General features: G+C 73.1%; 21 protein-coding genes and 1 pseudogene. 6 read left to right on the top strand and 16 right to left on the bottom strand.

What is annotated here, in order from left to right; translation table 11 throughout:
- The first annotated feature begins 32 nt into the window (after positions 1-32).
- Both KYY02_RS02035 and KYY02_RS02030 read left to right on the top strand, forming a co-directional pair.
- Positions 33-533, top strand: coding sequence for a carboxymuconolactone decarboxylase family protein (locus KYY02_RS02035; RefSeq protein ID WP_371235608.1), 501 nt, complete (start codon positions 33-35; stop codon positions 531-533).
- Complete coding sequence (locus tag KYY02_RS02030) at positions 530-982, top strand: carboxymuconolactone decarboxylase family protein (protein ID WP_371235607.1); 453 nt, start codon at positions 530-532, stop codon at positions 980-982. The genes KYY02_RS02035 and KYY02_RS02030 overlap by 4 nt, the downstream gene beginning before the upstream one ends.
- A 9-nt stretch (positions 983-991) precedes the next feature.
- Here the strand turns inward: KYY02_RS02030 and KYY02_RS02025 are convergent, their stop codons facing one another.
- The 11 genes and pseudogenes from KYY02_RS02025 to KYY02_RS01980 form a co-directional block, all read right to left on the bottom strand.
- A complete protein-coding gene (locus KYY02_RS02025) occupies positions 992-1,942 on the bottom strand; it encodes an ABC transporter substrate-binding protein (protein WP_371235606.1) in 951 nt (316 codons plus the stop codon).
- Between the two features lies 1 nt (position 1,943).
- Complete coding sequence (locus tag KYY02_RS02020; RefSeq protein ID WP_371235605.1) at positions 1,944-3,896, bottom strand: ABC transporter permease; 1,953 nt, start codon at positions 3,894-3,896, stop codon at positions 1,944-1,946.
- Positions 3,893-5,071: a quaternary amine ABC transporter ATP-binding protein gene (locus KYY02_RS02015; protein ID WP_371235604.1), complete on the bottom strand. Its 1,179-nt coding sequence runs from the start codon at positions 5,069-5,071 to the stop codon at positions 3,893-3,895. Before KYY02_RS02015 ends, KYY02_RS02020 begins: the two co-directional genes overlap by 4 nt.
- Positions 5,068-6,618 (bottom strand): GMC family oxidoreductase, encoded by a 1,551-nt coding sequence (locus tag KYY02_RS02010; protein ID WP_371235603.1) that lies wholly within the window; start codon positions 6,616-6,618, stop codon positions 5,068-5,070. Before KYY02_RS02010 ends, KYY02_RS02015 begins: the two co-directional genes overlap by 4 nt.
- Positions 6,619-6,710: 92 nt before the next feature.
- The gene (locus KYY02_RS02005; protein WP_371235602.1) at positions 6,711-8,231 is read right to left on the bottom strand and encodes an aldehyde dehydrogenase family protein; all 1,521 of its coding nucleotides are present in this window, start codon (positions 8,229-8,231) and stop codon (positions 6,711-6,713) included.
- 183 nt (positions 8,232-8,414) lie between these two features.
- A complete protein-coding gene (locus KYY02_RS34050; protein ID WP_503167859.1) occupies positions 8,415-8,615 on the bottom strand; it encodes an AbeC-like domain-containing protein in 201 nt (66 codons plus the stop codon).
- A pseudogene (locus tag KYY02_RS02000) lies at positions 8,601-8,831 on the bottom strand (hypothetical protein); the annotation flags it as partial. The gene KYY02_RS34050 and the pseudogene KYY02_RS02000, both read right to left, overlap by 15 nt.
- Positions 8,832-9,001: 170 nt before the next feature.
- The gene (locus tag KYY02_RS01995; protein WP_371235601.1) at positions 9,002-9,991 is read right to left on the bottom strand and encodes a malate dehydrogenase; all 990 of its coding nucleotides are present in this window, start codon (positions 9,989-9,991) and stop codon (positions 9,002-9,004) included.
- Between the two features lie 432 nt (positions 9,992-10,423).
- Complete coding sequence (locus KYY02_RS01990) at positions 10,424-11,563, bottom strand: helix-turn-helix domain-containing protein (RefSeq protein WP_371235600.1); 1,140 nt, start codon at positions 11,561-11,563, stop codon at positions 10,424-10,426.
- 535 nt (positions 11,564-12,098) lie between these two features.
- Positions 12,099-12,590 carry a DUF3017 domain-containing protein gene (locus tag KYY02_RS01985; protein WP_371235599.1) on the bottom strand — a complete coding sequence of 164 codons (492 nt, stop codon included), beginning with the start codon at positions 12,588-12,590 and terminating at the stop codon, positions 12,099-12,101.
- Positions 12,580-13,434, bottom strand: coding sequence for a bifunctional methylenetetrahydrofolate dehydrogenase/methenyltetrahydrofolate cyclohydrolase (locus KYY02_RS01980; protein WP_371235598.1), 855 nt, complete (start codon positions 13,432-13,434; stop codon positions 12,580-12,582). The genes KYY02_RS01985 and KYY02_RS01980 overlap by 11 nt, the downstream gene beginning before the upstream one ends.
- Before the next feature lie 290 nt (positions 13,435-13,724).
- On the opposite strand from KYY02_RS01980, the gene KYY02_RS01975 reads away from it, so the two are divergent.
- Positions 13,725-14,297: a hypothetical protein gene (locus tag KYY02_RS01975; protein WP_371235597.1), complete on the top strand. Its 573-nt coding sequence runs from the start codon at positions 13,725-13,727 to the stop codon at positions 14,295-14,297.
- 353 nt (positions 14,298-14,650) lie between these two features.
- The gene (locus KYY02_RS01970; RefSeq protein WP_371235596.1) at positions 14,651-15,250 is read left to right on the top strand and encodes an ALF repeat-containing protein; all 600 of its coding nucleotides are present in this window, start codon (positions 14,651-14,653) and stop codon (positions 15,248-15,250) included.
- Between the two features lie 45 nt (positions 15,251-15,295).
- Here the strand turns inward: KYY02_RS01970 and purH are convergent, their stop codons facing one another.
- Complete coding sequence (gene purH / locus KYY02_RS01965) at positions 15,296-16,858, bottom strand: bifunctional phosphoribosylaminoimidazolecarboxamide formyltransferase/IMP cyclohydrolase (protein WP_371235595.1); 1,563 nt, start codon at positions 16,856-16,858, stop codon at positions 15,296-15,298.
- Positions 16,855-17,493, bottom strand: coding sequence for a phosphoribosylglycinamide formyltransferase (gene purN / locus KYY02_RS01960; protein WP_371235594.1), 639 nt, complete (start codon positions 17,491-17,493; stop codon positions 16,855-16,857). The genes purH and purN overlap by 4 nt, the downstream gene beginning before the upstream one ends.
- 374 nt (positions 17,494-17,867) lie before the next feature.
- Between purN and KYY02_RS01955 the strand changes: the two genes are divergently transcribed.
- Complete coding sequence (locus tag KYY02_RS01955) at positions 17,868-18,656, top strand: hypothetical protein (protein ID WP_371235593.1); 789 nt, start codon at positions 17,868-17,870, stop codon at positions 18,654-18,656.
- 9 nt (positions 18,657-18,665) lie between these two features.
- On the opposite strand, the gene KYY02_RS01950 is transcribed toward KYY02_RS01955, so the two are convergent.
- Complete coding sequence (locus KYY02_RS01950) at positions 18,666-20,333, bottom strand: cell division protein PerM (RefSeq protein WP_371235592.1); 1,668 nt, start codon at positions 20,331-20,333, stop codon at positions 18,666-18,668.
- A 96-nt stretch (positions 20,334-20,429) separates the two neighbouring features.
- On the opposite strand from KYY02_RS01950, the gene KYY02_RS01945 reads away from it, so the two are divergent.
- The gene (locus KYY02_RS01945) at positions 20,430-21,602 is read left to right on the top strand and encodes a sigma factor-like helix-turn-helix DNA-binding protein (RefSeq protein ID WP_371235591.1); all 1,173 of its coding nucleotides are present in this window, start codon (positions 20,430-20,432) and stop codon (positions 21,600-21,602) included.
- Between the two features lie 77 nt (positions 21,603-21,679).
- Here the strand turns inward: KYY02_RS01945 and sucD are convergent, their stop codons facing one another.
- Both sucD and sucC read right to left on the bottom strand, forming a co-directional pair.
- Positions 21,680-22,564 carry a succinate--CoA ligase subunit alpha gene (gene sucD, locus KYY02_RS01940; RefSeq protein ID WP_371235590.1) on the bottom strand — a complete coding sequence of 295 codons (885 nt, stop codon included), beginning with the start codon at positions 22,562-22,564 and terminating at the stop codon, positions 21,680-21,682.
- Between the two features lie 21 nt (positions 22,565-22,585).
- Positions 22,586-23,764 carry an ADP-forming succinate--CoA ligase subunit beta gene (gene sucC, locus KYY02_RS01935; RefSeq protein ID WP_371235589.1) on the bottom strand — a complete coding sequence of 393 codons (1,179 nt, stop codon included), beginning with the start codon at positions 23,762-23,764 and terminating at the stop codon, positions 22,586-22,588.
- Positions 23,765-24,357 lie beyond the last annotated feature (593 nt).

The following is a 24,357-nucleotide window of genomic DNA, read 5'->3' as shown; positions in this document are numbered from 1 at the left end:
CCCCTGGGCTGCCTTGCTCCTAGGGTCGAGGCATGAGCACTGCCGAAACGAACACGACGTACGCCGCCGAGCCGCCCGTCCGGCTGGAGTGGGCCCGGCACGCCCCCGAGGTCTACAAGGCGATGGTCCGGCTGGACTCCGCCGCCAGGAAGGGTCTCGACGCCAGGCTGTACGAGCTGGTCAAGATCCGGGCCTCGCAGCTCAACCACTGCGCGTTCTGCCTGGACATGCACACCAAGGACGCGCTCGCGGCGGGCGAGAGCGTCGAGCGGATCGTGCAGCTCGGCGCGTGGGAGGAGTCGCGGCACTTCTACACGGAGAAGGAGCTCGCGGCGATCGAGCTGACCGATGCGGTCACCGTGCTGACGGACGGCTTCGTGCCGGACGAGGTGTACGAGCGGGCCGCCAAGCAGTTCGAGGAGCCGGAGCTGGCGCAGCTGATCGCCGCGATCGCGGTGATCAACGCGTGGAACCGGTTCGGCGTGACCTGCCGGATGACGCCGGGTCACTACACGCCGGGGCAGCACGGGTGACGGCTCGTACGACCCGTCTCGACGCCGGTGTCCGCAGCGCGCTGCGGGCGGTGAGCGCCGCCGCCGGGAAGGGCCTCGGCGATCCCGGGCTGGCCGAGCTGGTCCAGATCCGCGCCTCGCAGCTCAACCACTGCGCGTTCTGCCTCGGCATGCACCTCGCGATCGCCCGCGAGGACGGGGTGGTGCGCGAGGCGCAGCTCGATCTGCTGGACGCCTGGGAGGAGGCCGGGGCCGACGTCTTCGACGCGCGGGAGCGGGCCGCGCTGGAGCTGACGGAGGCGGTCACGGTGCTGACCGGGGGGTTCGTGCCGGACGAGGTGTACGAGCGGGCGGCCCGGCACTTCGACGCCGCCCGGCTCGCCCACCTCGTCGCACTGATCACCGCGGTCAACAGCTGGAACCGGCTGATGGTCGCCCGCCGGATCCCCCCGGGCTCCACCGAGTGGTGAACCGAGGGGTCAGGACAGCCACGTGCGCCAGGTGGACTCGTGGCTGTCCACCCACCTCTCCGCCGCCTCCCGGGGCGACAGCTTCTGCTCGGCGATCATCAGGGAGACCTCGTTCTGGTCCTCGGTCGTCCACCTGAACCGCTTCAGGAAGTCCGCCGCCTCGCCGCCGTGCTCCGCGAAGTCCGCGTTGAGGTACTTCTGCAGCGGGGTCACCGGGTAGGCACAGGCGACCTCCGCCGGGTCGGCGTCGCAGCCCTCCTCGTACGCGGGCAGCTTCACCTCGGTCATCGGCACCTTCTCGAACAGCCACTGGGGTGTGTACCAGTAGGTGAGGAAGGGCTTCTTCTCCTTGGCGAACTGCTTGATCTGGGTGATCTGCGCGGCCTCGGAGCCGGCGAACACCACCCGGTAGTCCAGCTTCAGGTTCCTCACCAGCGCCTTGTCGTGGGTGACGTAGGACGGGGAGCCGTCCATCAGCTGGCCCTTGCCACCGCTCTCCGGGGTGCGGAACCGCTCGGCGTACTTGTTGAGGTTCTTCCAGTCCGTGACGTCGGGGTGCTGCTTCGCGAAGTACGTCGGCACGAACCAGCCGATGTGCCCGGTGACGCCGAGGTCGCCGCCGTTCACGATCGTCTTCTTGTCGTCGACGTACCGCTGCTCCTGCTCCGGGTGCCCCCAGTCCTCCAGGACGGCGTCGACCCGGCCCTGGCTGAGCGCGTCCCAGGCGGGCACCTCGTCGACCTGGACGGTGTCGACGCGGTAACCGAGTTCGCGCTCCAGCAGGTACTGGGCGACGGCCACGTTGGCCTGCGCGCCGACCCAGGACTGCACGGACAGGGTGACCGTCCCGGCGCCCCGGGCGTTCGCGAAGGGGGACGCCTGCTCGGTCATGTCGGCAGCGCCGCAGCCGGTGGTCAGCACCAGCGCGGCGACGGCCGCCGTCACACGTGTGCGGGACATCTCAGGCTCCCTTCGCCGTACGGCGCCCGGTCGGCTGGGTCACCCGGTCGAGCATCAGGCCGAGGCAGACGATCGCGGCCCCGGCGACCAGGCCGGTCGCCAGGTCGCCCTGGGCGAGGCCGAAGACGACGTCGTAGCCGAGCGCTCCGCCGCCGACCAGGCCGCCGATGACGACGACGGCGAGGACCAGGACCACGCCCTGGTTGACGGCGAGCAGCAGCGCCGGGCGGGCCAGCGGGAGCTGGACCTGGCGCAGCTGCTGGGCGCCGGTGGCGCCGAGGGAGCGGGCCGATTCCAGGGCGGCCGGGTCGACCTGGCGCAGCCCCTGGGTGGTGATGCGGGCGACGGCGGGGAGCGCGTAGACGATCGCGGCGGCGACGGCCGGGGCGCGGCCGACGCCGAACAGGGCGACGACCGGGATCAGGTACACGAACTGCGGCATCGTCTGGAGCACGTCCAGGACGGGACGCAGCAGGCGCTCGACGCGGTTGCTGCGGGCGGCTGCGACGCCGGTCGCGAAGCCGATGACGAGGGTCACCGCGACGGCCGCGAGGACCTGCGAGAGCGTGTCCAGGGACGGCTTCCACACGCCGAGCATCCCAATCGCGGCCATGGCGAGCACCGCGGTGAGCGCGGTGCGCCAGGTGCCGATCAGCCAGGCCGGGGCGGCGACGGTCAGGAGCACCGCCCACCAGGGCAGCCCCTGCAGGCCGCCCCGGAGCGGGTCGAGGACCCAGGTGGTGAAGTGGCCCGCCCAGTCGGCGGTGCCGCCGATGACGGGGACGCCGGAGTAGAGGTGGCCGGTCATCCACCCGACGGCCCGGTTGACCGGCTCGGCGATGCCGACGACCCATCCGTCGGGCCACTCCAGGCGGTCCGCCAGACGTCCGGCGACCGCGACGGCCACGGCGGCGGTCCCGGCGTACGCCCACAGCGCGCGGGCGCGCGGCGCGGGCGCCCGTCCGAGTCGCGCGCCGGCCGCACCGGTCACCCGGTCGAGGACGACGGCGAGCAGCACGATCGGGATGCCGGCCGCGAGCGCGGCGCCGACGTCGACCGAGGCCAGCGCCTGGTAGACGCGGTCGCCGAGGCCGCCGGCGCCGATCACGGAGGCGATGACGGCCATGGACAGCGCCATCATGATCGTCTGGTTGAGGCCGAGGAGGAGTTCCCTGCGGGCCAGCGGGACGCGGGCGGTCAGCAGGCGCTGGCGGGCGGTGGTCCCGAGCGACTCGACCGCCTCCAGCACCTCCCTGTCGGCGCCGCGCAGGCCGAGCGCGGTGAGGCGGGCCATGGGCGGGGCGGCGTAGACGACGGTGGCCAGGACGGCCGCGGGAACGCCGATGCCGAAGACCAGGACGACGGGGAGGAGGTAGGCGAAGGCCGGAAGGACCTGCATGGTGTCGAGGACCGGGCGCAGGACGCGGTCCATGCGGCCGGAGAGGCCGGCCGCGAGGCCGAGGAACGCGCCCACGAGGACGGACGCGGCCACCGCCACGACCATCAGGGCGAGCGTCTGCATGGTCGGCACCCACATGCCGAGCAGGCCGCACGCCAGGAACGCGGTCGCGGTGCCGAGGGCCAGGCGGAGGCCGGCGACGCGCCAGGCGATCAGGGCGGACACGGCGGTCACCCCCGCCCAGCCGACGGCGAGGAGGGCGAGGTAGACGGCGCGTACGGCGATGACGACGGTGTTGCTGACGTGGCCGAGGAAGTGGAGGAACAGGGGGTGCGTGTCCCTGTTGTCGATGATCCAGTCGCTGATTCCGGCGAGGGAGGCGGAGACGTCGATCGTGAGGGCCTCGGGCCAGGTGCCGTTCGCCCCGCGGGCGGCGGCGAGGGGGGCCAGGACCGCTGCGATGAGGGCGAGGGCGAGGAGCTTGCGGGTGGTCCTGTGCGCCAGAACGCCCGGCGGGGACGCCTTACGGGGTGCCGCTGTGAGCGTTGCCGTCATGCCGGCTCCTCGGTGGTGGCCGTGGGGCGTGCCGGCTCGCGGCGCCGGGCCGGTGCCGCTGCGCCCGCCCTCCCTCTCTCCCGGCCTCGCTCGAACGGGGGGACCCCCGTCGTCCCGGCGGCGCGACCGTCCGCGGCCGTGGCGCCTGCGACCACATCCAGCAGCGCTGCCGGGTCGACCACGCCCAGGCAGCGGCCCTCGTCCATGATCCGGGCCGGGCTGCCCGCGCGGGCCACCGTCTCTATGGCCTCCGAGACCGTGGCGTCGGGGCGGATCGCCGGGCCCGTGGCGGTCTCCTCCGAGGAGGCGGCGGGGCGCATCGCCGTGCGGACCGTCAGGACCTGTTCGCGGGGGACGTCGCGGACGAACGCGCGGACGTAGTCGTCGGCGGGTGAGCCGACGATCTCCTCGGGGGTGCCGAGCTGGACCACGCGGCCGTCGCGCATCAGGGCGATGCGGTCGCCGAGCTTCAGGGCTTCCTGGAGGTCGTGGGTGATGAAGACCATCGTGCGGCCCTCCTCGCGGTGCAGCCGCACCACCTCCTCCTGCATGTCCCGCCGGATCAGCGGGTCGAGCGCGCTGAACGGCTCGTCGAAGAGGAGGACCTCGGGGTCCACCGCCAGCGCCCGTGCCAGGCCGACGCGCTGGCGCTGGCCGCCGGAGAGCTGGGCGGGTCTGCGCTGCTCCATGCCTTCCAGCCCGACCTTGGCGACCACCTCGGCGGCCCGCTGCCGGCGTTCCGCCTTGCCCACGCCCTGGATCTCCAGGCCGTAGGCCACGTTGTCGAGGACGGTGCGGTGCGGCAGCAGGCCGAAGTGCTGGAAGACCATGGCGGCGCGGTGCCGGCGCAGTGCGCGCAGCCGGGCCCCGTCCATGGCGCGGACGTCCTCGCCGTCGATGGCGATGGCGCCGGCGGTCGGCTCGATCAGCCGGGTGAGACAGCGCACCAGCGTGGACTTGCCCGAGCCGGACAGGCCCATGACGACGAAGACCTCGCCCTTGCGCACGTCGAAGGAGACGTCCCGCACGGCGGCGGTGCAGCCGGTGCGGGAGCGCAGCTCGGCCGGGTCGAGGGCGGTGAGGTCCGGGTCGCCGGGGACGCGGTCGGCCCTGGGGCCGAAGACCTTCCACAGCCCCTCGACGGAGAAGACGGGAGCGGTGCTCGCGGTACTCATCGCGCACCACCGCCGATCAGGTCGACGGCGCGTTCCCCGACCATCAGGACCGCGATCATCGGGTTCACGGCGGTCATGGCCGGGAAGACGGAGGCGTCCGCGATCCGGATGCCCTCCAGGCCCCGGATCCTCAGCTCGGGGTCGACCACGGCCTGTTCGTCGTCCACGGCGCCCATGCGGCAGGTGCCCGCCGGGTGGTAGACGGTGTGCGCGACCTTGCGGGCGTACTCGCCGAGCTCCTCGTCGCCGGTGACGTCCGGTCCCGGGGCCACCTCGCGCTTGAGCCAGTCGGCGAGCGGTTCGGTCTTCGCGATCTCGCGGGCGATGCGGATGCCGTCGACGAGGGTACGGCCGTCGTAGTCGTCCTCGTCGGTGAAGTACCGGAAGTCCAGGGCCGGTTTCACGGACGGGTCGGCGCTGGTGAGGTACAGCCGGCCCCGGCTCTTCGGCTTGGGGATGTTCGGGGTCATGGAGACACCGAACTCCGGGCGCTCGTAGCCCAGTCGCTCCGGGTTGTCCGTGAACGGGATCTGGTAGAAGTGGAACATCAGGTCGGGACCCGCGTGTCCGGGGTCGCGGCGGACGAACAGGCCGGCGTCGGAGTCCATCGCGGAGTTCTCCGGGAGGGGCCCGTTCGTCTCCCAGACGATCACCGACTCGGGGTGGTCGAGCAGGTTCTCGCCGACGCCGGGCAGGTCGTGCGCCACGGGTATGCCGAGTGCTTCGAGGTCCTCACGGGGACCGATGCCGGAGTGCAGCAGCAGCCGGGGCGAGTCCACGGCGCCGGCGCACAGCACGACCTCGCCCCGGGCGCGGACGAGGATCTCCTCGCCGTCCTTGGTGCGCACGTGGACGCCCTCGGCGCGGGCGCCGTTCAGCTCCAGCTTGAACGCCCAGGTCTCCAGCAGGAGCGTGAGGTTGGGGCGTTCGTCCATCACCGGGTGCAGGTACGCCACCGACGCCGACGAACGCTTGTTGTCCTCCGGGTGGTAGGCGAGGTCGAAGAAGCCGACGCCCTCGTGGAACGGCTTCTTGTTGAAGCCCTCGATCCTGGGGACCTGAAGAGCCTTCTGCGCGGCGTCGACGAAGTCGCGGGCGATGGCGTTCCGGTCCTTCTCGTCGACCGGGACGATGTTGTTCTTGAGCCGGGCGAAGTACGCCTCCATCGGCACCGCGCCCCAGCCCTTGGCGCCCGCCCGCTCCCACTCGTCCCAGTCGGACGGCAGCGGCTTGAACGCGATGAGCGTGTTGTGCGAGGAGCAGCCGCCCAGGACGCGGGCACGGCTGTGCCGGATGTGCGAGTTGCCGCGCGGCTGTTCGGTGGTCGGGTAGTCGTAGTCCAGCTCGCCGCCGAGCAGGCCCATCCAGCGGCGCAGGGTCAGCACGTCGTCGCGGCCGACGTCGCTGGGGCCGCCCTCGATGACGGCGACGGTGACGTCCGGGTCCTCGGTGAGCCGGGAGGCGATGACGGAGCCTGCGGTGCCGCCGCCTATGACGACGTAGTCGTATGTGTGTTCGCTGTCGTGTTCGTGGGTGTGAGCAGTCATCTGTGCGGTACTCCTCCGGGGACTCGGGAGAGGTGGGATCGTGGTGCGGCTTCGGGACGCGGCGGCGGACGGGGCGCCGTAGGGGGCCGCGTTCAGCCCGCGAACCAGCGCACCGGCTCGGGCGCCAGGTTCTGGTAGACGTGCTTGGTCTCGCGGTACTCGGCGAGACCGGCCGGGCCGAGTTCGCGGCCCACCCCGCTCCTGCCGAAGCCGCCCCACTCGGCCTGCGGGAGGTACGGGTGGAAGTCGTTGATCCACACGGTGCCGTGGCGCAGCCGTCCGGCCACCCGGCGGGCGCGGCCCGCGTCGGCGGTCCACACGGCGCCGGCCAGCCCGTACTCGGTGTCGTTGGCGAGGGCGACGGCCTCGTCCTCGGTGCGGAAGGTCTCGACGGTGAGGACCGGTCCGAAGACCTCCTCGCGTACGACCTTCATCTCGCGGTGACAGCGGTCGAGGACGGTCGGCTCGTAGAAGTAGCCGTTCTCGGGGCGCTCGGCGGACGGTTCGGGGCGCTTGCCGCCGGAGCGCAGCACCGCGCCCTCCCCGAGCGCGGACTCGACGTACGCCTCGACCTTCGCACGCTGCTGCTCGGAGACCAGCGGCCCGCACTCGACGCCGTCCACGGTGCCCCGGCCGAGCCTGATCCTCCGGGCGCGGCGGGCGAGTTCGGTGACGAAGCGGTCCCGGACCGACTCCTCGACGATCAGCCGGGCGCCCGCCGAGCAGACCTGGCCGCTGTGGATGAAGGCCGCGTTGAGGGCCTGGTCGACGGCGGTGTCGAAGCCCTCGTCGGTGGCGCAGGCGTCGGCGAAGACGACGTTGGGGTTCTTGCCGCCGAGTTCGAGGGCCACCCTCTTCACGGTCGGGGCGGCGGCCTGGGCGACCTTGACGCCGCTGACCAGGCCGCCCGTGAAGGAGACGAGGTCGACGCCCGGGTGTTCGGCGAGCCGGGCGCCGACGGTGCGGCCGGGTCCGGTGACGATGTTGGCGACGCCGGCGGGCAGTCCCGCCTCGGTCAGCAGGCCGATGAGGGCGATCGTGGTGAGCGGAGTGATCTCACTGGGCTTGACCACGAAGGTGTTGCCGGCCGCGAGCGCGGGGGCGATCTTCCAACTGGCCTGGAGCAGAGGGTAGTTCCAGGGGGTGATGAGGGCGCAGACGCCGACCGGTTCGTGCACGACGACGCTGTGGACGTCGGACGAGCCCGCGTCGACGACGCGTCCGGGCGCCTCCCCGGCGACCAGGTCGGCGAAGTAGCGGAAGGCGTCGGCGACGCAGTCGATGTCGACGCGCCCCTCCTCGACGGTCTTGCCCGCGTCCCGGCTCTCCAGCAGACCGAGCTCCTCCCGGTCCCGGACCAGCAGGTCGGCCACGCGGCGCAGCAGCGCGGCCCGTTCGGCGACGGGGGTGCCCGGCCACGGACCCTCGTCGAAAGCGCGGCGGGCGGCGGCCACCGCGAGGTCGGTGTCCTGCTCGTCGCCCTCCGCGACCACGGCGAACGGCAGGGCGTCCGCGGGGTCGAGGATCTCGCGCGTGGCCCCCGAGACGGCCGCCCGCCACTCGCCCCCCGCGTGGATGGTGTCGCGCGCCTGGAGTTCCGTACTGTCCGCCATGATCGGTCCGCTGCCTTCCGTTCCTGTTCGTCACCCGTGGATCACGCGGATGTGATCCACGGACCGGGGGTGCCTGCCCTTCGACCACCGGTGCATGCGTAATCCATGGCCGAAAGTGCTCCGGATCACGGAACACGGGGGCGAAACAGGAGAAAAGGCTTGGGTTCGTTCGGGGAACGCGGGTCAACCCTGCCGACAGGCGACATCCGGGGGGCAGAAGTGAGCGAGGTCCGTCAGCGCCGGCCGCACCCCGCGCCCGATGCGGTCCTGGACGCTCCTGAGGTACCGGACGGCATGCGTCTCCTGGAAAGTGGACCCGGTGGACACCGGGGCCGGCTCCCGCACCGAGCGGGCCGGCCCGTCGGGCGGCGCGTGCGCGAGCACGCGGGCGGCGCCGAAGCCGAGCGAGGGCGCGACGACGCGCTGCTCGTGGAGGTGGAGCTGCTCGATGACCCGGTCGCGGTGGCCGGGGTCCAGGTAGACGCCCGCGCACGGCAGGCGGGACGCCTCGCCGGCGTGCGGTGGTGCTGCGGGCGGCGGGCCGGACGGCGGCTCCGCGCCGGTGTGCTGCGGCTGCTGCGGCCCGTAGGCGGTGCTCACGCGGATCCCCGATGCGCGGCAGACGCCCGGAGCGACGGGGGACCAGCACAGGGGAAGCGCGCGTCCCGGCGAACCGGATTGCCGGGCGAGACCGTGTCCGGAGGGCCGGACACGCGCGGGGCCCCGCACCGGACGAACCGGCACGGGGCCCCGCGGAGGCCGGGACGGACTCAGATGAGGCCGAGGCCGCGGACCGCCTCGCGCTCCTCCTCGAGCTCCTTGACGGAGGCGTCGATGCGGGCGCGGGAGAACTCGTTGACCTCCAGGCCCTGGACGATCTCGTACTTCCCGTCCTTCACGGTGACCGGGAAGGAGGAGATCAGGCCCTCCGGGACGCCGTAGGAGCCGTCCGACGGGATGCCCATGGAGACCCAGTCGCCCTCGTCGGTGCCGTTGACCCAGGTGTACACGTGGTCGATGGCGGCGTTGGCGGCGGAGGCGGCCGACGAGGCGCCACGGGCCTCGATGATCGCGGCACCGCGCTTGGCGACGGTCGGGATGAAGTCCTCGGCCAGCCACTTCTCGTCGTTCACGACCTCGGCGGCGTTCCTGCCGGCGACCGTGGCGTGGAAGATGTCGGGGTACTGGGTGGCGGAGTGGTTGCCCCAGATCGTCAGCTTCCTGATCTCGGAGACCGGGACGCCGGTCTTCTTCGAGAGCTGGGTCAGCGCACGGTTGTGGTCCAGGCGGGTCATGGCGGTGAACCGCTCGGCCGGGACGTCCGGGGCGGCGGCCTGGGCGATCAGGGCGTTGGTGTTGGCCGGGTTGCCGACGACCAGGACCTTGATGTCGTCCGCGGCGTGGGCGTTGATGGCCTGCCCCTGCGGCTTGAAGATACCGCCGTTGGCCTCGAGGAGGTCACCGCGCTCCATGCCCTTGGTGCGCGGGCGGGCGCCCACGAGAAGGCCGACGTTGGCGCCGTCGAAGGCCACGTTCGGGTCGTCCGTGATGTCGATGCCCTGCAGGAGCGGGAACGCGCAGTCGTCCAGCTCCATCGCGGTGCCCTCGGCGGCCTTGAGCGCCGGGGTGATCTCCAGCAGGCGCAGCCTGACCGGCACGTCCGCGCCGAGCAGCTGGCCGGAGGCGATGCGGAAGAGCAGGGCGTAACCGATCTGGCCGGCCGCGCCGGTGACGGTGACGTTCACGGGAGTGCGAGTCATGGCGTTCTCCGTATGACAGCTGGCGGTGGGGCGGTCCCTGCCCCGGGTGCGGGATCCCGCTCCGGCTCGTGACCGGCGTCCGCCACGATGATCGATCATCGGTTCGAATGATCGATCTCTTGGCGTCAAGAGAGATCCAGCGGTCAGGCTATCGCGCATCCGCGGGCACGGACGGCCGGGCTCCCTGTGGCCCGCCCCACAGAGTGACGGCCCGGGTGGGCGGGTAGCCGAGTGCCGCGCGAAAGGCGGCCGCTCCGTCCGGGAGAGGTGGGGACGGGGCGGCCGCCGCCGGGACCGACCGCGCCGGGTTCCCGTGGGGGTACCTTCCGGCTGCCCGCCTTTCGCCGCTCCATGCATGTCGCCACATTTCCCCCACATGTACGGGTCCGTGCGGACCCGTACATGTGGGGCGCGGGGCCACGTACGGGGACGCTACCCGGTACAGCCCTTCTCACCGGTGGCGGCCAGTACCGCGCAGGCCCTCGCCTCCGTCGCGCTCTTCACCGGCACCATCGGGGTGTACGCGACCGTGTCGCCGGCGGCGGTGATGCTGTCGCTCTGCTTCCTCCCCGCGCCCGTGCCGATCTCGACCTCGTCCCCCTGCGCGCCCTGCGTGATGCGCCCCCAGGCCGCGGCGCAGGCCTCGCTGTAGCGGACCTCCACCGTGGTGGCGCCGACGGTCGCGGTCCGGGCCGTGGCCACCAGGTCGCCGCTGCACCCCATGGCCTCGGCGTCCTTGCCCGCGCAACTGTCGCCGCTGCACTTCACGCCGGGGGGCAGGTCGACGCCGGCGGTGGCGGTGGGCGAGGGGGACGTCCGGGCCTCGCCCTTGTCGCCCTCGGTGCCGGTGACGTAGAACGCGGCGACGACCACCACCAGCGCTCCCACGGCTCCGGCTACGAACGTCCACGTCCGCCGCCTGCCGTCGGAACGGCCGGCGCCCTGGCGGCCGTGACCGGGCACGACCGGGGGCGGTGCGCCGTACGTGCCGGAGGGCCCGGGCACGCGTCCGCCCCCCGCGGCGCCGGAGGCGTGCCGGCCCGTGCGCGGCGAGTTCGCCGGGGCGGCGACCCCCCAGGAGTTCGTCCCGGACACGCCGCCCTCCCGTACACCGGTGGCGTCGCGCACGTCCGCGGCGGTCGGCTGCGGCGGCACGCCCGATACGACCCCGGCCGGCCCCGCGACGCCCGGACGGACCGCGGCCGCGCCCTTGCGGGCGGATCTGCCGCCGGAGCCGGAGGACGGGCCGGCGAGCTCGCCGAGCGCGGCGCGCGCCTGCGAGATCCGGATCGCCTCCATCGTCATGTCGTGACGCATCTCCGAGCGGCTCCAGGCACGCTCGGCGAGCTCCCACATGGTGGTGAGGTGCACCGGGTTGGTTCCGGTGACCTCGGCCAGGGCCACGATCGCGCCCTTGGGCGCGAGCAGCCGGCCGTTCAGGTACCGCTCCCAGGACGTCTTGCTGTAGCCCGTGCGGTCGGAGACCGACGCGACGCTCAGGCCGCTGCGGTCCACGACCCTCCGGAGCTGACTCGTGAACTCCCTGATCTGCGGATCGAGCTCATCCGGCAAGGCCTTCCAACGAGGCATTGCTTCCCCCCTCTTCCCCCCGGTTGGTGCTGGTTGTTCCCTCGCGCACGGTGCCCCTCGCCGAGTCCCCGTCGTGACTACCCACGAGGATGCCGCCAGGCAGGGTCCCAGTTCCCGGGATGGGGGCGCACGGGAGCGTCGGAGCCGCGGGCAGGCACCGTCGCACGCCTACTCATTCGCGGTCCAGTGTCCCACCGGTCGCCCCCTCGACCGAACGGAACCGGGCAGCCGCGCGCGGGGCCTCCGGACCGTCCCGTCCGCTCACACCGGTCCACTGTCCCACTACTTCGTCGCGCGACCGCACGTTTGTCAATACATCGACACTGTCGGTCACATACGGACACGTCGCGAAGCCGTACGGGGATTCCGGGGAGCGTAGCGGAATGGTCACTTCCGTGCCACAGCGGCCGGACAGCTGTTGAACAGGCCCTTCACGGTGCAGGAGTGTGGTCCCGGTGGCGGCCCGTCCTCTCACGGGGGTGCGGACGGGCCGCCGTTCACGTCGCTCCGCCTCCGGCTAACTGTCGACCGTGAAGTGCAGCGCGTCCTCCAGGAACGGGATCTCCAGCAGCGGATGCGGCTGCACCATCAGCGCCAGCAGCGCGATCACCAGGCCCAGCCCCGCGTACGTGACGATGTCCGTGAAGCGGGAGCGCACCGCGAGCATGCCGACGTCCGGCACCAGCCAGCGCAGCAGGGCCCCGGCCAGCAGAGCCCCGCCGACCAGCAGCGTGCCGAGCCGGAACTGGTCCAGCGCGGTCAGCAGCAGCCCCAGTCCGACCACGAGCAGCACGGCGAGGATCGGCCACTGACGGGCGGGCGCGGGGGCGTCGCCCGGGGCGGCCCTGCCCCCGCCCTCGGGGCGCGCGGTGTCCCTGGTGAACAGCGGGAACCGCCGGGTGGTGCGGCGCGGCCTGCCCTCGGCGTCGGGCGCGCTGACGGGGTCGCGGACCGTGATGTCCTCGGCCCGCTCCTCGGAGGCGTCCGGGGTGCCGCGCTCAGCCGACACTGCGCTCCGCCGCCTCGACCACGTTGACCAGCAGCTGGGCCCGGGTCATCGGGCCGACGCCACCGGGGTTCGGGGCGACCCAGCCGGCCACCTCGGCCACGCCCGGGTGGACGTCGCCCATGATCTTGCCCTCGGCGTTGCGGGAGACGCCGACGTCGAGGACGGCCGCGCCCGGCTTGACGTCCTCGGGACGGATCAGGTGGGCGCTGCCCGCGGCGGCCACGATGATGTCCGCGCGCCGGAGATGGGCCGCCAGGTCGCGGGTGCCGGTGTGGCACTGGGTCACCGTGGCGTTCTCGCTGCGCCGGGTCAGCAGCAGGGGCATCGGGCGCCCGATGGTCACGCCGCGGCCGACGACCACGACCTCGGCGCCCTTGATCTCCACGCCGTGGCGGCGCAGCAGGGTGATGATGCCGTTGGGGGTGCAGGGCAGGGGGGCCGGCTCACCCAGGACCAGACGGCCGAGGTTCATCGGGTGGAGGCCGTCGGCGTCCTTGTCCGGGTCCATCAGTTCGAGGATGCGGTTCTCGTCGATGCCCTTGGGAAGCGGCAGTTGGACGATGTACCCGGTGCAGGCGGGGTCCTCGTTCAGCTCGCGGACGACCGCCTCGATCTCCTCCTGCGTGGCCGTGCCCGGCAGCTCGCGCTGGATGGAGGCGATGCCCACCTGGGCGCAGTCACGGTGCTTTCCGGCGACGTACTTCTGGCTTCCGGGGTCCTCCCCGACGAGGATCGTGCCGAGGCCGGGCGTGACGCCCTTCTCCTTCAGCGCCGCCACACGGGCGGTCAGATCGGACTTGATCTCGGCTGCGGTGGCCTTGCCATCGAGAATCTGGGCGGTCATGGCCCCATCCTCGCGGATGACCGGGCCCTGGTTCCAATCCGCCCGCATTCCGGGCGGCCACGACGCCCCCGGATCACGTGTCCCCCGTCCCCCCGTTTCCGGCCAAGATCGTGAGGTTGCACTTGCACAACACATACGGCTTACGCCTGGACAAGGAAAGGAACGGTCGAGAACGATGAGGGCACAGTGCCGCGGGCAGAACCGGGGGGACGGACCGCATCTGTAGAACTTCCTCCGCGCCGAGTCTCGCGTCGTCCCCGCACCTGAAGCACAACGGAGGAAGAACCGCCATGAGTTTCGGCGACCCGAACAATCCCTATGGTGCCCCGCAGGGTCAGCCGCCCGGTTACGGCTATCCCCAGCAGCCCCAGCAGCCCCAGCAGGGGTACGGCTATCCGGCGGCGCCGCCGATGGGCGCCTACCCCGGTGCCCCGGCGCCGACGTCCATGCCGGGCACGGTGAGCACGGCACGCGTGCTGCTGTGGGTCATCGTGGCCCTGCAGCTCATCGGCGTGGCGCTGTTCGCGATCACCGCCGTGAGCGTGGAGGCCGCGAAGGACGACCCGACGCTGAGCGAGGAGCCCGCGTTCGAGCAGCTCGCCGACTACTCGTCCGGCCTGCTCTGGGGTCTGACCCTGTTCGCGCTGGCGTGGGGCGTGTTCGCGCTCGTGCTGGCCCTCAAGTTCGGCAAGGGCGGCAACGGCGTCCGCATCACCGCGCTGGTCTTCGGCATCATCACCGCCGTCCTCGGCCTCTACCCCTTCATCATCGTGGGTCTGATCCACACGGTGCTGGCGATCCTGATCGCCGTGTTCGTCGGCAACGCCGCGGGCAGCGCCTGGTTCAACCGCCCGCGCTACTGAGGGCGCCCGCCCCGGGCACACCACCACCAGGGCCGTGTCCTCCCCGGACAGGAGGACACGGCCCTGGTACGTCCGGGGGCGGCGGAAGCCGCACGGGGCGTCCCCGTCTCCGTCCCGGGCCCGCGCCTGTGGGAAGGAGGGCGTGCGGGCACGGCCGGGTCGTGGCCGCCGGGGACACGGGTCCCGCGTCACGCGGCGCGGAGGCGTGTCCGCCGGTATCACCACCCGGCAATGACAGGGCGTCAGGACTGCTTGTTCCCGGCAGTGATCCTCAGGGCGGGGTGGTGAGAAGGTGCACGGGGCGGCGATCGCCGCCCTCCGTGAGGACCCCTATCCACAAGGCAGGTTCACGTATGGGACTGACCCGCGGTGTTCTGCTGGCGGCCGCCGCGACTCTCACGCCGGCCCTCCTCCTCACCGCTCCGGCCTTCGCCTCGGAGGCGGCGCCGTCGTCCGTCGCCGTGACGGCGGCGGACACGGACGCCCCCGGCACACCGGTGGACGAGATGTCGGAAGAGGAGCTGCGCATCGCCATCTTCCGCATCCTGGCCGACCCCGACTCCGGCGAGGGCGTCGAGCGCGAAGCGAGCGAAGCCCTCGACGGCACCGTGGAGGACATGCGCGAGTTCCTGAGGACCGGCTACCGCCTCGCGCAGTTCGAGGACGACCGGGTCGCCATCTTCCGCATCCTGGCCGACCCCGACTCCGGCAGGGGCGTCGAGCGCGAAGCCACCGAAGCCCTCGAAGCGGGCACCCCGGAAGCCGCCCGCGCCTTCCTCGAAACCGGCTACCGCCTCGCCCAGGCCGAGGACGACCGGGTCGCCGTCTTCCGCATCCTGGCCGACCCCGGCATCAGCGACGCCCTCCGCGCGGCCGCGCAGGAGGTCATTGACGGTACGCCCGAGGAGCTGCGGCACTTCCTCGAGGTCGGCCGGTACGAGGTGGACAAGTAGGGGTTCCGGCCGCCCGGCCGCCCGTGCGGGCGGTCGGGCGGGCGGTCAGTGGAAGAAGTGGCGCGTGCCCGTGAAGTACATCGTCACGCCCGCCTTCTTCGCGGCTTCGACGACCAGCTCGTCGCGGACCGAACCGCCGGGCTGGACCACGGCCTTCACGCCGGCTTCGGCGAGGATCTCCAGGCCGTCGGGGAAGGGGAAGAACGCGTCGGAGGCGGCGTAGGAACCGGCCGCGCGCTCGGCGCCCGCCCGCTCCACCGCCAGCTTCGCGGAGTCGACGCGGTTGACCTGGCCCATGCCGACGCCGACGGAGGCGCCGTCCTTGGCGAGCAGGATCGCGTTGGACTTCACCGCGCGGCACGCCTTCCAGGCGAAGGCCAGCTCGGCCAGCTCCGCCTCGGAGAGGGCCTCGCCGGTGGCCAGCGTCCAGGTGACCGGGGCGTCGCCCTCGGCCTGGAGGCGGTCGGCGACCTGGAGGAGCGCGCCGCCGTCGATAGGCTTGACCTCGACCGGCTGGTCGGGACGGCCCGGGGCGCGCAGCACGCGGATGTTCTTCTTCTTGGCGAGAGCCTCCAGCGCGCCGTCCTCGTAGTCGGGCGCGACGATGACCTCGGTGAAGATCTCGGCGACCTGCTCGGCCATCTCCTTCGACACCGGGCGGTTGACCGCGATCACACCGCCGAACGCCGACAGCGGGTCGCAGGCGTGCGCCTTGCGGTGCGCCTCGGCGACGTCCGCACCGATCGCGATGCCGCAGGGGTTGGCGTGCTTGATGATCGCCACGCACGGCTCGTCGTGGTCGTACGCGGCACGGCGCGCGGCGTCCGTGTCCGTGTAGTTGTTGTACGACATCTCCTTGCCGTGCAGCTGCTCGGCCTCGGCCAGGCCGCCCGTGCCCGCGGTGTAGAGGGCGGCGGGCTGGTGCGGGTTCTCGCCGTAGCGCAGGGTGCGGGTGCGCTCCAGGCTGGTGGCGAGGAACTCGGGGAACTGCGCGTCCCCGGCGGGCGCGTAGTCGGAGGCGAACCAGGTGGAGACGGCGATGTCGTACTCGGCCGTGTGCCGGAAGGCCTCCGCGGCCAGCCGCTTGCGGGCGGCGAGGTCGAAGCCGCCGTCCTTGACCGCGGCGAGGACGTCCGCGTACCGCGCCGGACTGGTGACGACGGCGACCGACGGGTGGTTCTTGGCGGCGGCGCGCACCATGGACGGGCCGCCGATGTCGATCTGCTCCACGCACTCGTCGGGCGTGGCGCCCGAGGCGACGGTCTCGCGGAACGGGTAGAGGTTGACGACGACGAGGTCGAACGGCTCCACGCCCAGCTCGGCGAGCTGCCTCCGGTGGTCCTCCAGGCGCAGGTCGGCGAGGATGCCGGCATGGACCTTCGGGTGCAGGGTCTTGACGCGGCCGTCCAGGCACTCGGGAAAGCCGGTGAGCTCCTCGACCTTGGTGACGGGCACGCCCGAGGCGGCGATCCTCGCGGCGGTGGACCCGGTGGAGACGAGCTCCACGCCGGCCTCGTGCAGGCCGCGTGCGAGGTCCTCGAGGCCGGTCTTGTCGTAGACGGAGACGAGCGCCCGTCGGATGGCCCGCTTGTTGCTCTCGGCGGTCACTGGATAACTACCTTTCGTCCCTCAATGCGATAGCCGTTGCGGGCGAGGAGCCCCACGACCTCGACGAGCAGCCTTCGCTCGACTTCCTTGATGCGCTCGTGCAGAGCGCTCTCGTCGTCCTCGTCCCGGACCTCCACCACGCCCTGCGCGATGATCGGCCCGGTGTCGACGCCGTCGTCGACGAAGTGGACGGTGCAGCCGGTGACCTTGGCGCCGTACGCGAGCGCGTCCCGTACGCCGTGGGCTCCGGGGAAACTGGGCAGCAGGGCGGGGTGGGTGTTGACGAACCGCCCGCCGAAGCGCGCGAGGAACTCCTTCCCCACGATCCTCATGAACCCGGCGGACACCACGAGGTCGGGCTCGTGGGCGGCGACGGCCTCGGCGAGCGCCACGTCCCACTCCTCCCGGGTCGCGTGGTCCTTGACCTTGCACACGAAGGTCGGCAGCCCGGCACGCTCGGCGCGGGCCAGCCCTTCGACGCCCTCACGGTCGGCGCCGACGGCCACGATCTCGGCCCCGTACGCCTCGGCGCCGGTGGCGGCGATCTCGTCGAGGAGCGCCTGGAGGTTGGTGCCGGATCCGGAGACCAGCACGACGAGACGCCTGGCGCGCTCGGCCACGGGCTTGGCGGCCACGGTGGGGCCCTTTCTCGGGGAGCGTCTGTACGGCCGGCGGCACAGCGCTTTGTACATTCCCACGAATGCTTCGCGTCCCCGGATACGGGGAAGCCTACGAAGCGGCCGACCGTCAGCAACGATACCGGCACACCGGGCGGCCCCCACGGGACGGGGGCGTGGCCGGAGGGTAGCGTCTGGGAGGAGCCGGTCCTGGAACGCCGGGGCGCGTGGGAACGCGAACCGTGCACCGGGCGTTCACAGGATGACGGACCCGGGCCGCGAAGAGCCGCCGGGAACGCGCCGGCTCACCAGCCCAGTCGTAGTCGATACGTCGTGCGAGGCGGTCGCGCCGGACCACGCCGTGCTTCATTAAAGGGGAAGACGCTCACTTGATGCCGGACCGCAGCCTGCGACTTCTCACGTTCCCCCAGCAGTCCGCCCAGGGAGGGGAGCGGGGCACCGTGCTGCTGCGGGAGCGCCCCGCCTCGCCGCCCGGCGCCTCCCGGGGCGAGGGCGACGACGGGCGCCGCGGGCCCCAGGGCTCCGAGGGCGCGCAGGGCCCCCGGGAGCCGCAGGACGACAATCCGTTCGCGCCACCGCCGGAGGGGGCTCCCGACCGGCCCTGGCAGCCGAGGCACCCGTCCGGCGGAGAGGGCGGCGGCCGCTCCTCCTGGGGCCGGAACTGGAGCGACCGGCAGCCCGGCCGCTCCTCCGGCGGTTTCGGCGAGCGCCCGCGCGGCCCCGAGGGGCAGGGCGGCGGCCCCCAGGGGCCCGGTATGCGCTGGGATCCCACGGACCCGGCCCAGCGCCGTGCGCGCTACGCCCTGCTGTCCGGCATGTGGGCCTTCTTCTTCGGCCTCTTCGGCTGGCCGTACGTCGCACTGCTGCTGGGCGCGCTGGCCCTGTACTGGGGCGTGAGCACCCTGCGCGCCAGGCCCCGGCCGCAGGACCCGGACACCCCGGCGCCCGAACCGAGGGGCCGCCCGCAGACCACGGCCGCGGTGAGCGGAGTGGTCACGGGGGCGCTGGCGCTCGCCCTGGTCGCCGCGTCCTTCACGGCCCAGCTGGTCTACAGCGACTACTACACCTGCACCGAGGACGCCCTCACCCAGGAGGCCCGCCAGTCCTGCGGCGATCTCCTCCCGGAGCAGTTGCGCGACCTCCTGGGCACCGGCGACTGACGTCCGCGCTCACTCCCGGGCGCCGGGGGCGGGGGTCTCCCCGCGGGGGTCGGCGATCGCGTCCCGCACACCGAACGGCATGTCCCAGTCCCACCGGCCGGACGCGGAGCCCCGGGGGGCGGGGGCGGAGCCCCGGGTGCGGGGGGACGCGTACGGGTCGTCGCGCGGGTGCGGCGGGGTCGGCCGGCGGCGTGCGGAGGGCGCGGGCTTCGCCTCCTCGGAGGCACGGGGGCTCCGGGGTGCGCCGGGTCCCGGGAGCCGGTCCCCCGGTTCCCGACGGTTCCGTGGTGACGCGGGCGCCGGGAGCCGGTCCCCCGTCCCTCGGCGGTTCCGTGGTGACGCGGGCGCCGGAAGCCGGCCCTCCGGCCCGCCCCGGGGCGGGCGGCGGCGCCAGGCGCGCACCACCAGCGACGTGGGGACCGCCACCAGCGTGAGCCACACCAGTGTCGCGGCTCCCACCTGCCACCACACCGGGCCGAACCGGGAGAGCGCGGCCGCCCCCAGCGGCCCGCCCGCGAGCGCGGCGAGCACGGACAGCAGGGCCGCGCAGAGCACGGCCGCCAGTCCCGCCGCCCCGGCGGTCCGGCCATGGGTCCAGGCCGGGGCCGGCACCGGTCCGCTCCGCGCTGCGCCCCGCCCCACGAACCACCCCGCCACCAGTCCGGCCGCCACCGGCAGTGCCGCCGCCGCCCAGTTCGGGGCGGTTCCCGCCCCCGCGTCCGGTACCGCCGCGAGCAGCGGGAACGGCGGCAGCGGCGGGGCGGGCGGGGAGAGCAGCGGGGTCACCCGGGTGCCGGTCCCGAGGAGGAAGCCGGGGCCGAGGGCGTACGCCGCCGCCCACACAGCGGCGTTCGGCACCAGGGTGACGCAGAGCAGCAGCACCGCCAGCCATCCCGACCAGTCCTCCGTCAGCCGCAGGAACGCCTGCCGGGTCTCCCCCGCGTGCCACCCCAGCGACACCGCGAGGAGCAGCGCCCCGCCGCCGACCAGCACCGTCGCCCCGGCCGTCGCCGCCCGCGCCGCGACCCCGGGACGGCCGTCCGGTCCGAGGACCAGATGGCGCACCCCCCTCGGCAGCACCGCCCCCAGCACCCGCTCCAGCGGTCCGCTCGGACGGCCGTACGCCGTCCACACCCCCGCCCCGGCGGCCAGTGCGGCGACCAGCGGCACGCACACCGCGGTCCACTGCCACGCCGGCCGCAGCGCGCCGCCCGCACAGGAGAGTGCGGCGGGAGCGCCGACGGCGAGGTAGCCGAGGAGGACTCCCGCCCACGCCGTACGGCCGGGGACGAGCGGGGCCTCGCTGCCCGCACCGCCCTCCGCCGCGTCTCGGGCCGCCCGGTGCAGCAGCCACGCCGGCAGCGCGAGCAGCAGCAGCGGCGGGACACCCACGGGTGCGGGGACTCCGGAGAGCGTGTCGGCGCGGACCAGTTCGGAGCCGTGGGCCAGCAGCCACAGCGCCGCCGCGATACGCAGGGCGCCGCCGGGCCCGCTGTCCGGGTAGGGCGAGCTGATCCACAGCAGGATCACGAGCACGGTGAGCGCGGCGAGCCCCAGCCCGGCCGCGAGGGCGCCGCCGAGGAGGCCGGAGGCGAGCCCGGGCGAGCGGTCGCGCAGCCGGGTGAGCAGGGCGGCCGACGTGGTACGGCGAGCGGTCATCTGGGTCACGTCCGCCATGCTCCCAACGACACGCGCCTTCCCGGCGTAACGGGCGAACCGTGGCTGTGTCGCTCAATATATGTTTATGTACTTTTATGGACGGAGGGGCGACCAGTGACACGGAGCCCCGCCACCCCGCTCCCCTCGCCCGAAGAACGCCGACGTCTGCGCGAGGCGGCCTCGCTGACGCGGCCTCAGCTCGCGGAACGCGTGGGCGTCCGGCCGGAGACGGTGCGCGCGTGGGAGTCCGGCCGCAGCTCGCCCCGGGGCCGGAACCGGGAGGCGTACGCGGAGCTGCTGGCCGGTCTGGCGGAAGGGACCGCCGGTGCGGGAACGCGGGAGTCCGTGTCCGTTCTCCGGAAGGAGGCCACCGCGGTGGTGACGGTGTGTCCGGACGAACCGGACGGCGACGGCCGTCTCGGAGCGGTCGCGCCGGAACCCTCCGCGTTCGCGCAGGCACCCCCGTCGTCGTCCGCCTTCCGGGAGACACATCTGACGCCCGCTCAGGCCTTCGACGCCCTGTACTCCTTCTGCGCCCCCGCCCTCGTCCGGCAGACCTACCTGCTCACCGGCCGCCGTGCACTCGCCCGCGAGTCCGTGGAGCGGGCCTTCCAGCTGGCCTGGGACCGCTGGCCCGAGGTGGCCCGGGACCCGGACCCGGCCGGCTGGGTGCGCGCGGCGGCGTACGAGTGGGCGCTCTCCCCGTGGCACCGGTTCCGCCGCCGCCACCGGCAGCCCGAACCGCCGCCGGCGAACGAGGACGACCGCGCGCTGTTGGCGGTCCTGCTGCACCTGCCGCCGCCGTACCGCCGCGCGCTCCTGCTGTACGACGGGCTCGGCCTCGGTCTGCCCGAGACGGCGGCGGAGACGGAGGCCAGCACCCGGGCGACGGCCGGCCGGCTGGCGCACGCGCGGGAGACCGTCGCCGCCCGGCTCCCGGACCTGTCGGACCCGCGGGAGCTCCGCCGGCGGCTGGCCGACCTGGCCTGCACCGGGCGACTGCGGGCGGCCGAGCCGCCGGCGGTGCGCGGCGGCGGCGAGCGCCGGGCCCGGTTCCGGACCCGGGCCGTCGTCGCGTTCACGGTCGTGCTGATCGGCACCACGGCGCTCACCCTGCACACCGCCCCGACCCGCTACGAGCCACCGGTGCCGCCGGGCGAGACGGTGCGGGGTGTCCCGCCGCGAGTGGCGCCCGGCCCCTTGTCGGAGGAGCAGCGCGAGCTGCGCACCCGGCTGCGGGAGGAACTGCCGCGGGGACCGGAACGGCTGGTGCCGCAGCTGCGGTAGCGGCCGGCGGGGACGACGGTGGGCCCGTCCCCACCGCGGGGAACGGGCCCACCCGTGCCGTGCCCTGCGCGGGCGACTCAGCCTGCGAGGATCGCGCGCGCCAGCTTCGCCGTCTCGGTCGGGGTCTTGCCGACCTTGACGCCGGCGGCCTCGAGGGCCTCCTTCTTCGCGGCGGCCGTGCCGGAGGAACCGGAGACGATGGCGCCGGCGTGGCCCATGGTCTTGCCCTCGGGCGCGGTGAAGCCCGCGACGTAGCCGACGACCGGCTTCTTCACGTTCTCCTTGATGAAGGCCGCGGCCCGCTCCTCGGCGTCGCCGCCGATCTCACCGATCATCACGATCAGGTCGGTGTCGGGGTCGGCCTCGAACGCGGCGAGCGCGTCGATGTGCGTGGTGCCGATGACCGGGTCGCCGCCGATGCCCACGGCCGAGGAGAAGCCGATGTCACGCAGCTCGTACATCATCTGGTACGTCAGCGTGCCGGACTTCGAGACCAGGCCGATGCGGCCCGGCTTGGTGATGTCGCCCGGGATGATGCCGGCGTTCGACTGACCGGGGGTGATCAGACCCGGGCAGTTCGGGCCGATGATCCGGGTCTTGTTGCCCTTCTCCACGGCGTACGCGTAGAAGGCGGCGGAGTCGTGCACCGCGATGCCCTCGGTGATGACGACCGCGAGCGGGATCCCGGCGTCGATGGCCTCGACGACGGCGGCCTTGGCGAAGGCCGGCGGTACGAAGAGGACGGACACGTTCGCGCCCGTCTTCTCCATCGCCTCGGCGACCGTGCCGAAGACCGGGATCTCGTTGCCGTCGATGTCGACGGACGTGCCCGCCTTGCGGGGGTTCACGCCGCCGACGACGTTCGTGCCGTCGGCCAGCATGAGCTTGGTGTGCTTCATGCCCGTGGCGCCGGTCATGCCCTGGACGATGACCTTGGAGTCCTTGTTGAGGAAGATAGCCATGGCTGTCTGAGTCCCTCTTCCTTACTTCGCAGCCGCGAGCTCGGCGGCCTTGTCGGCCGCGCCGTCCATGGTGTCCACGCGCTGCACCAGCGGGTGGTTGGCGTCGGAGAGGATCTTGCGACCCAGCTCGGCGTTGTTGCCGTCGAGGCGGACGACGAGGGGCTTGGTGACTTCCTCGCCCCTGTCCGCGAGCAGCTGCAGCGCCTGCACGATGCCGTTGGCGACCTCGTCGCAGGCGGTGATGCCGCCGAAGACGTTGACGAAGACGGACTTGACGTCCGGGTCGCCGAGGATGATTTCCAGGCCGTTCGCCATGACGGCGGCGGAGGCGCCGCCGCCGATGTCGAGGAAGTTGGCGGGCTTGACGCCGCCGTGGGCCTCACCGGCGTAGGCGACGACGTCCAGGGTGCTCATGACGAGCCCCGCGCCGTTGCCGATGATGCCGACCTCGCCGTCGAGCTTGACGTAGTTGAGGTTCTTCTCCTTGGCCGCGGCCTCGAGCGGGTTGGCGGAGGCCTTGTCCTGCAGCGCCTCGTGCTCCGGCTGACGGAACTCGGCGTTCTCGTCCAGGGAGACCTTGCCGTCCAGCGCGATGACGTCGCCGGAGGCGACCTTGGCCAGCGGGTTGACCTCGACGAGGAGCGCGTCCTCGGCGACGAAGGTCTTCCACAGGGTGACCAGGACGTCGGCGACCTTGTCGGCGACCTCGGCCGGGAAGTTCGCCGCCTCGACGATCTCGCGGGCCTTGGCGGGGGTCACACCCTCGTTGGCGTCGATCGGGGTCTTGGCGACGGCCTCGGGGCGGGTGGCCGCCACCTCCTCGATCTCCACGCCGCCCTCGACGGAGGCGATGGAGAGGAAGGTGCGGTTGGCACGGTCGAGGAGGAAGGAGACGTAGTACTCCTCGACGATCTCCGGGGCGGTCTCGGCGATCATCACCTTGTGGACCGTGTGGCCCTTGATGTCCATGCCGAGGATGTTGGTCGCGTGCTCGACCGCCTCGTCGGGGGTGGCGGCGAGCTTGACGCCGCCGGCCTTGCCGCGGCCACCGACCTTCACCTGGGCCTTGACGACGGACTTGCCACCGAGCCGCTCGGTGGCTGCGCGGGCCGCCTCAGGCGTGTCGATGACTTCACCGGCCAGCACCGGTACATCGTGCTTGGCGAAGAGGTCCCTCGCCTGGTACTCGAACAGGTCCACGCGCTTCCGTCCCTATCAGTGATCTCGCGGTTCGTTGGATGCGTGGGCGTGCCGCGAAGGGCAACGTGACGTCCGCTGTGTCACAAGGGAGGCGCACACGGTGTCCGAGCGCGCGGCATGTCCGTCTCGCAGGTTATCGCCGCTTGGGTGGCCTCTCTAAATCGCGGGTCACACGTGAGCGGTGATACCCGTCACATGATGACGCCTTCTCTGGCACGGCGTGCCGGACGTGAGGGGACTCACCGCGCCGGGGCCGGCCCGGTGAGTCCCTGGTGAACAGTCCGAAGGAGCGGTGAACGCCCGGTCCTTCGGGATGCGGGGGACCGGGTCCCACCCCCATGGGACCGGCCGCCCTCCACGAGGTTCCGACCGGACGGACCGACGGCTCCCGGCCGTCCGGGCCTGATGCCCCCGCGGAGTCCTTCGTCATCCGTGAGTCGGATACGGGTGGGACGCGGAGGCGCCCGGCCGGGCTCCGTGGCGGGGTCCGCCGCGGCTTCCGCCAGGACACGACGGCGCCCGGACGGACCGGCCGGCCGCGCCCTCGCGCGCGTGTCCGCAGCGCGGGAGGGCCGGTCCCCAGGCGGGCGGGA

Origin of the sequence: Streptomyces pimonensis, from assembly GCF_041380215.1 — a bacterium.
Taxonomy (GTDB): Bacteria; Actinomycetota; Actinomycetes; order Streptomycetales; family Streptomycetaceae; genus Streptomyces; species Streptomyces pimonensis.
This window is presented reverse-complemented; position numbering and strand designations above follow the sequence as displayed.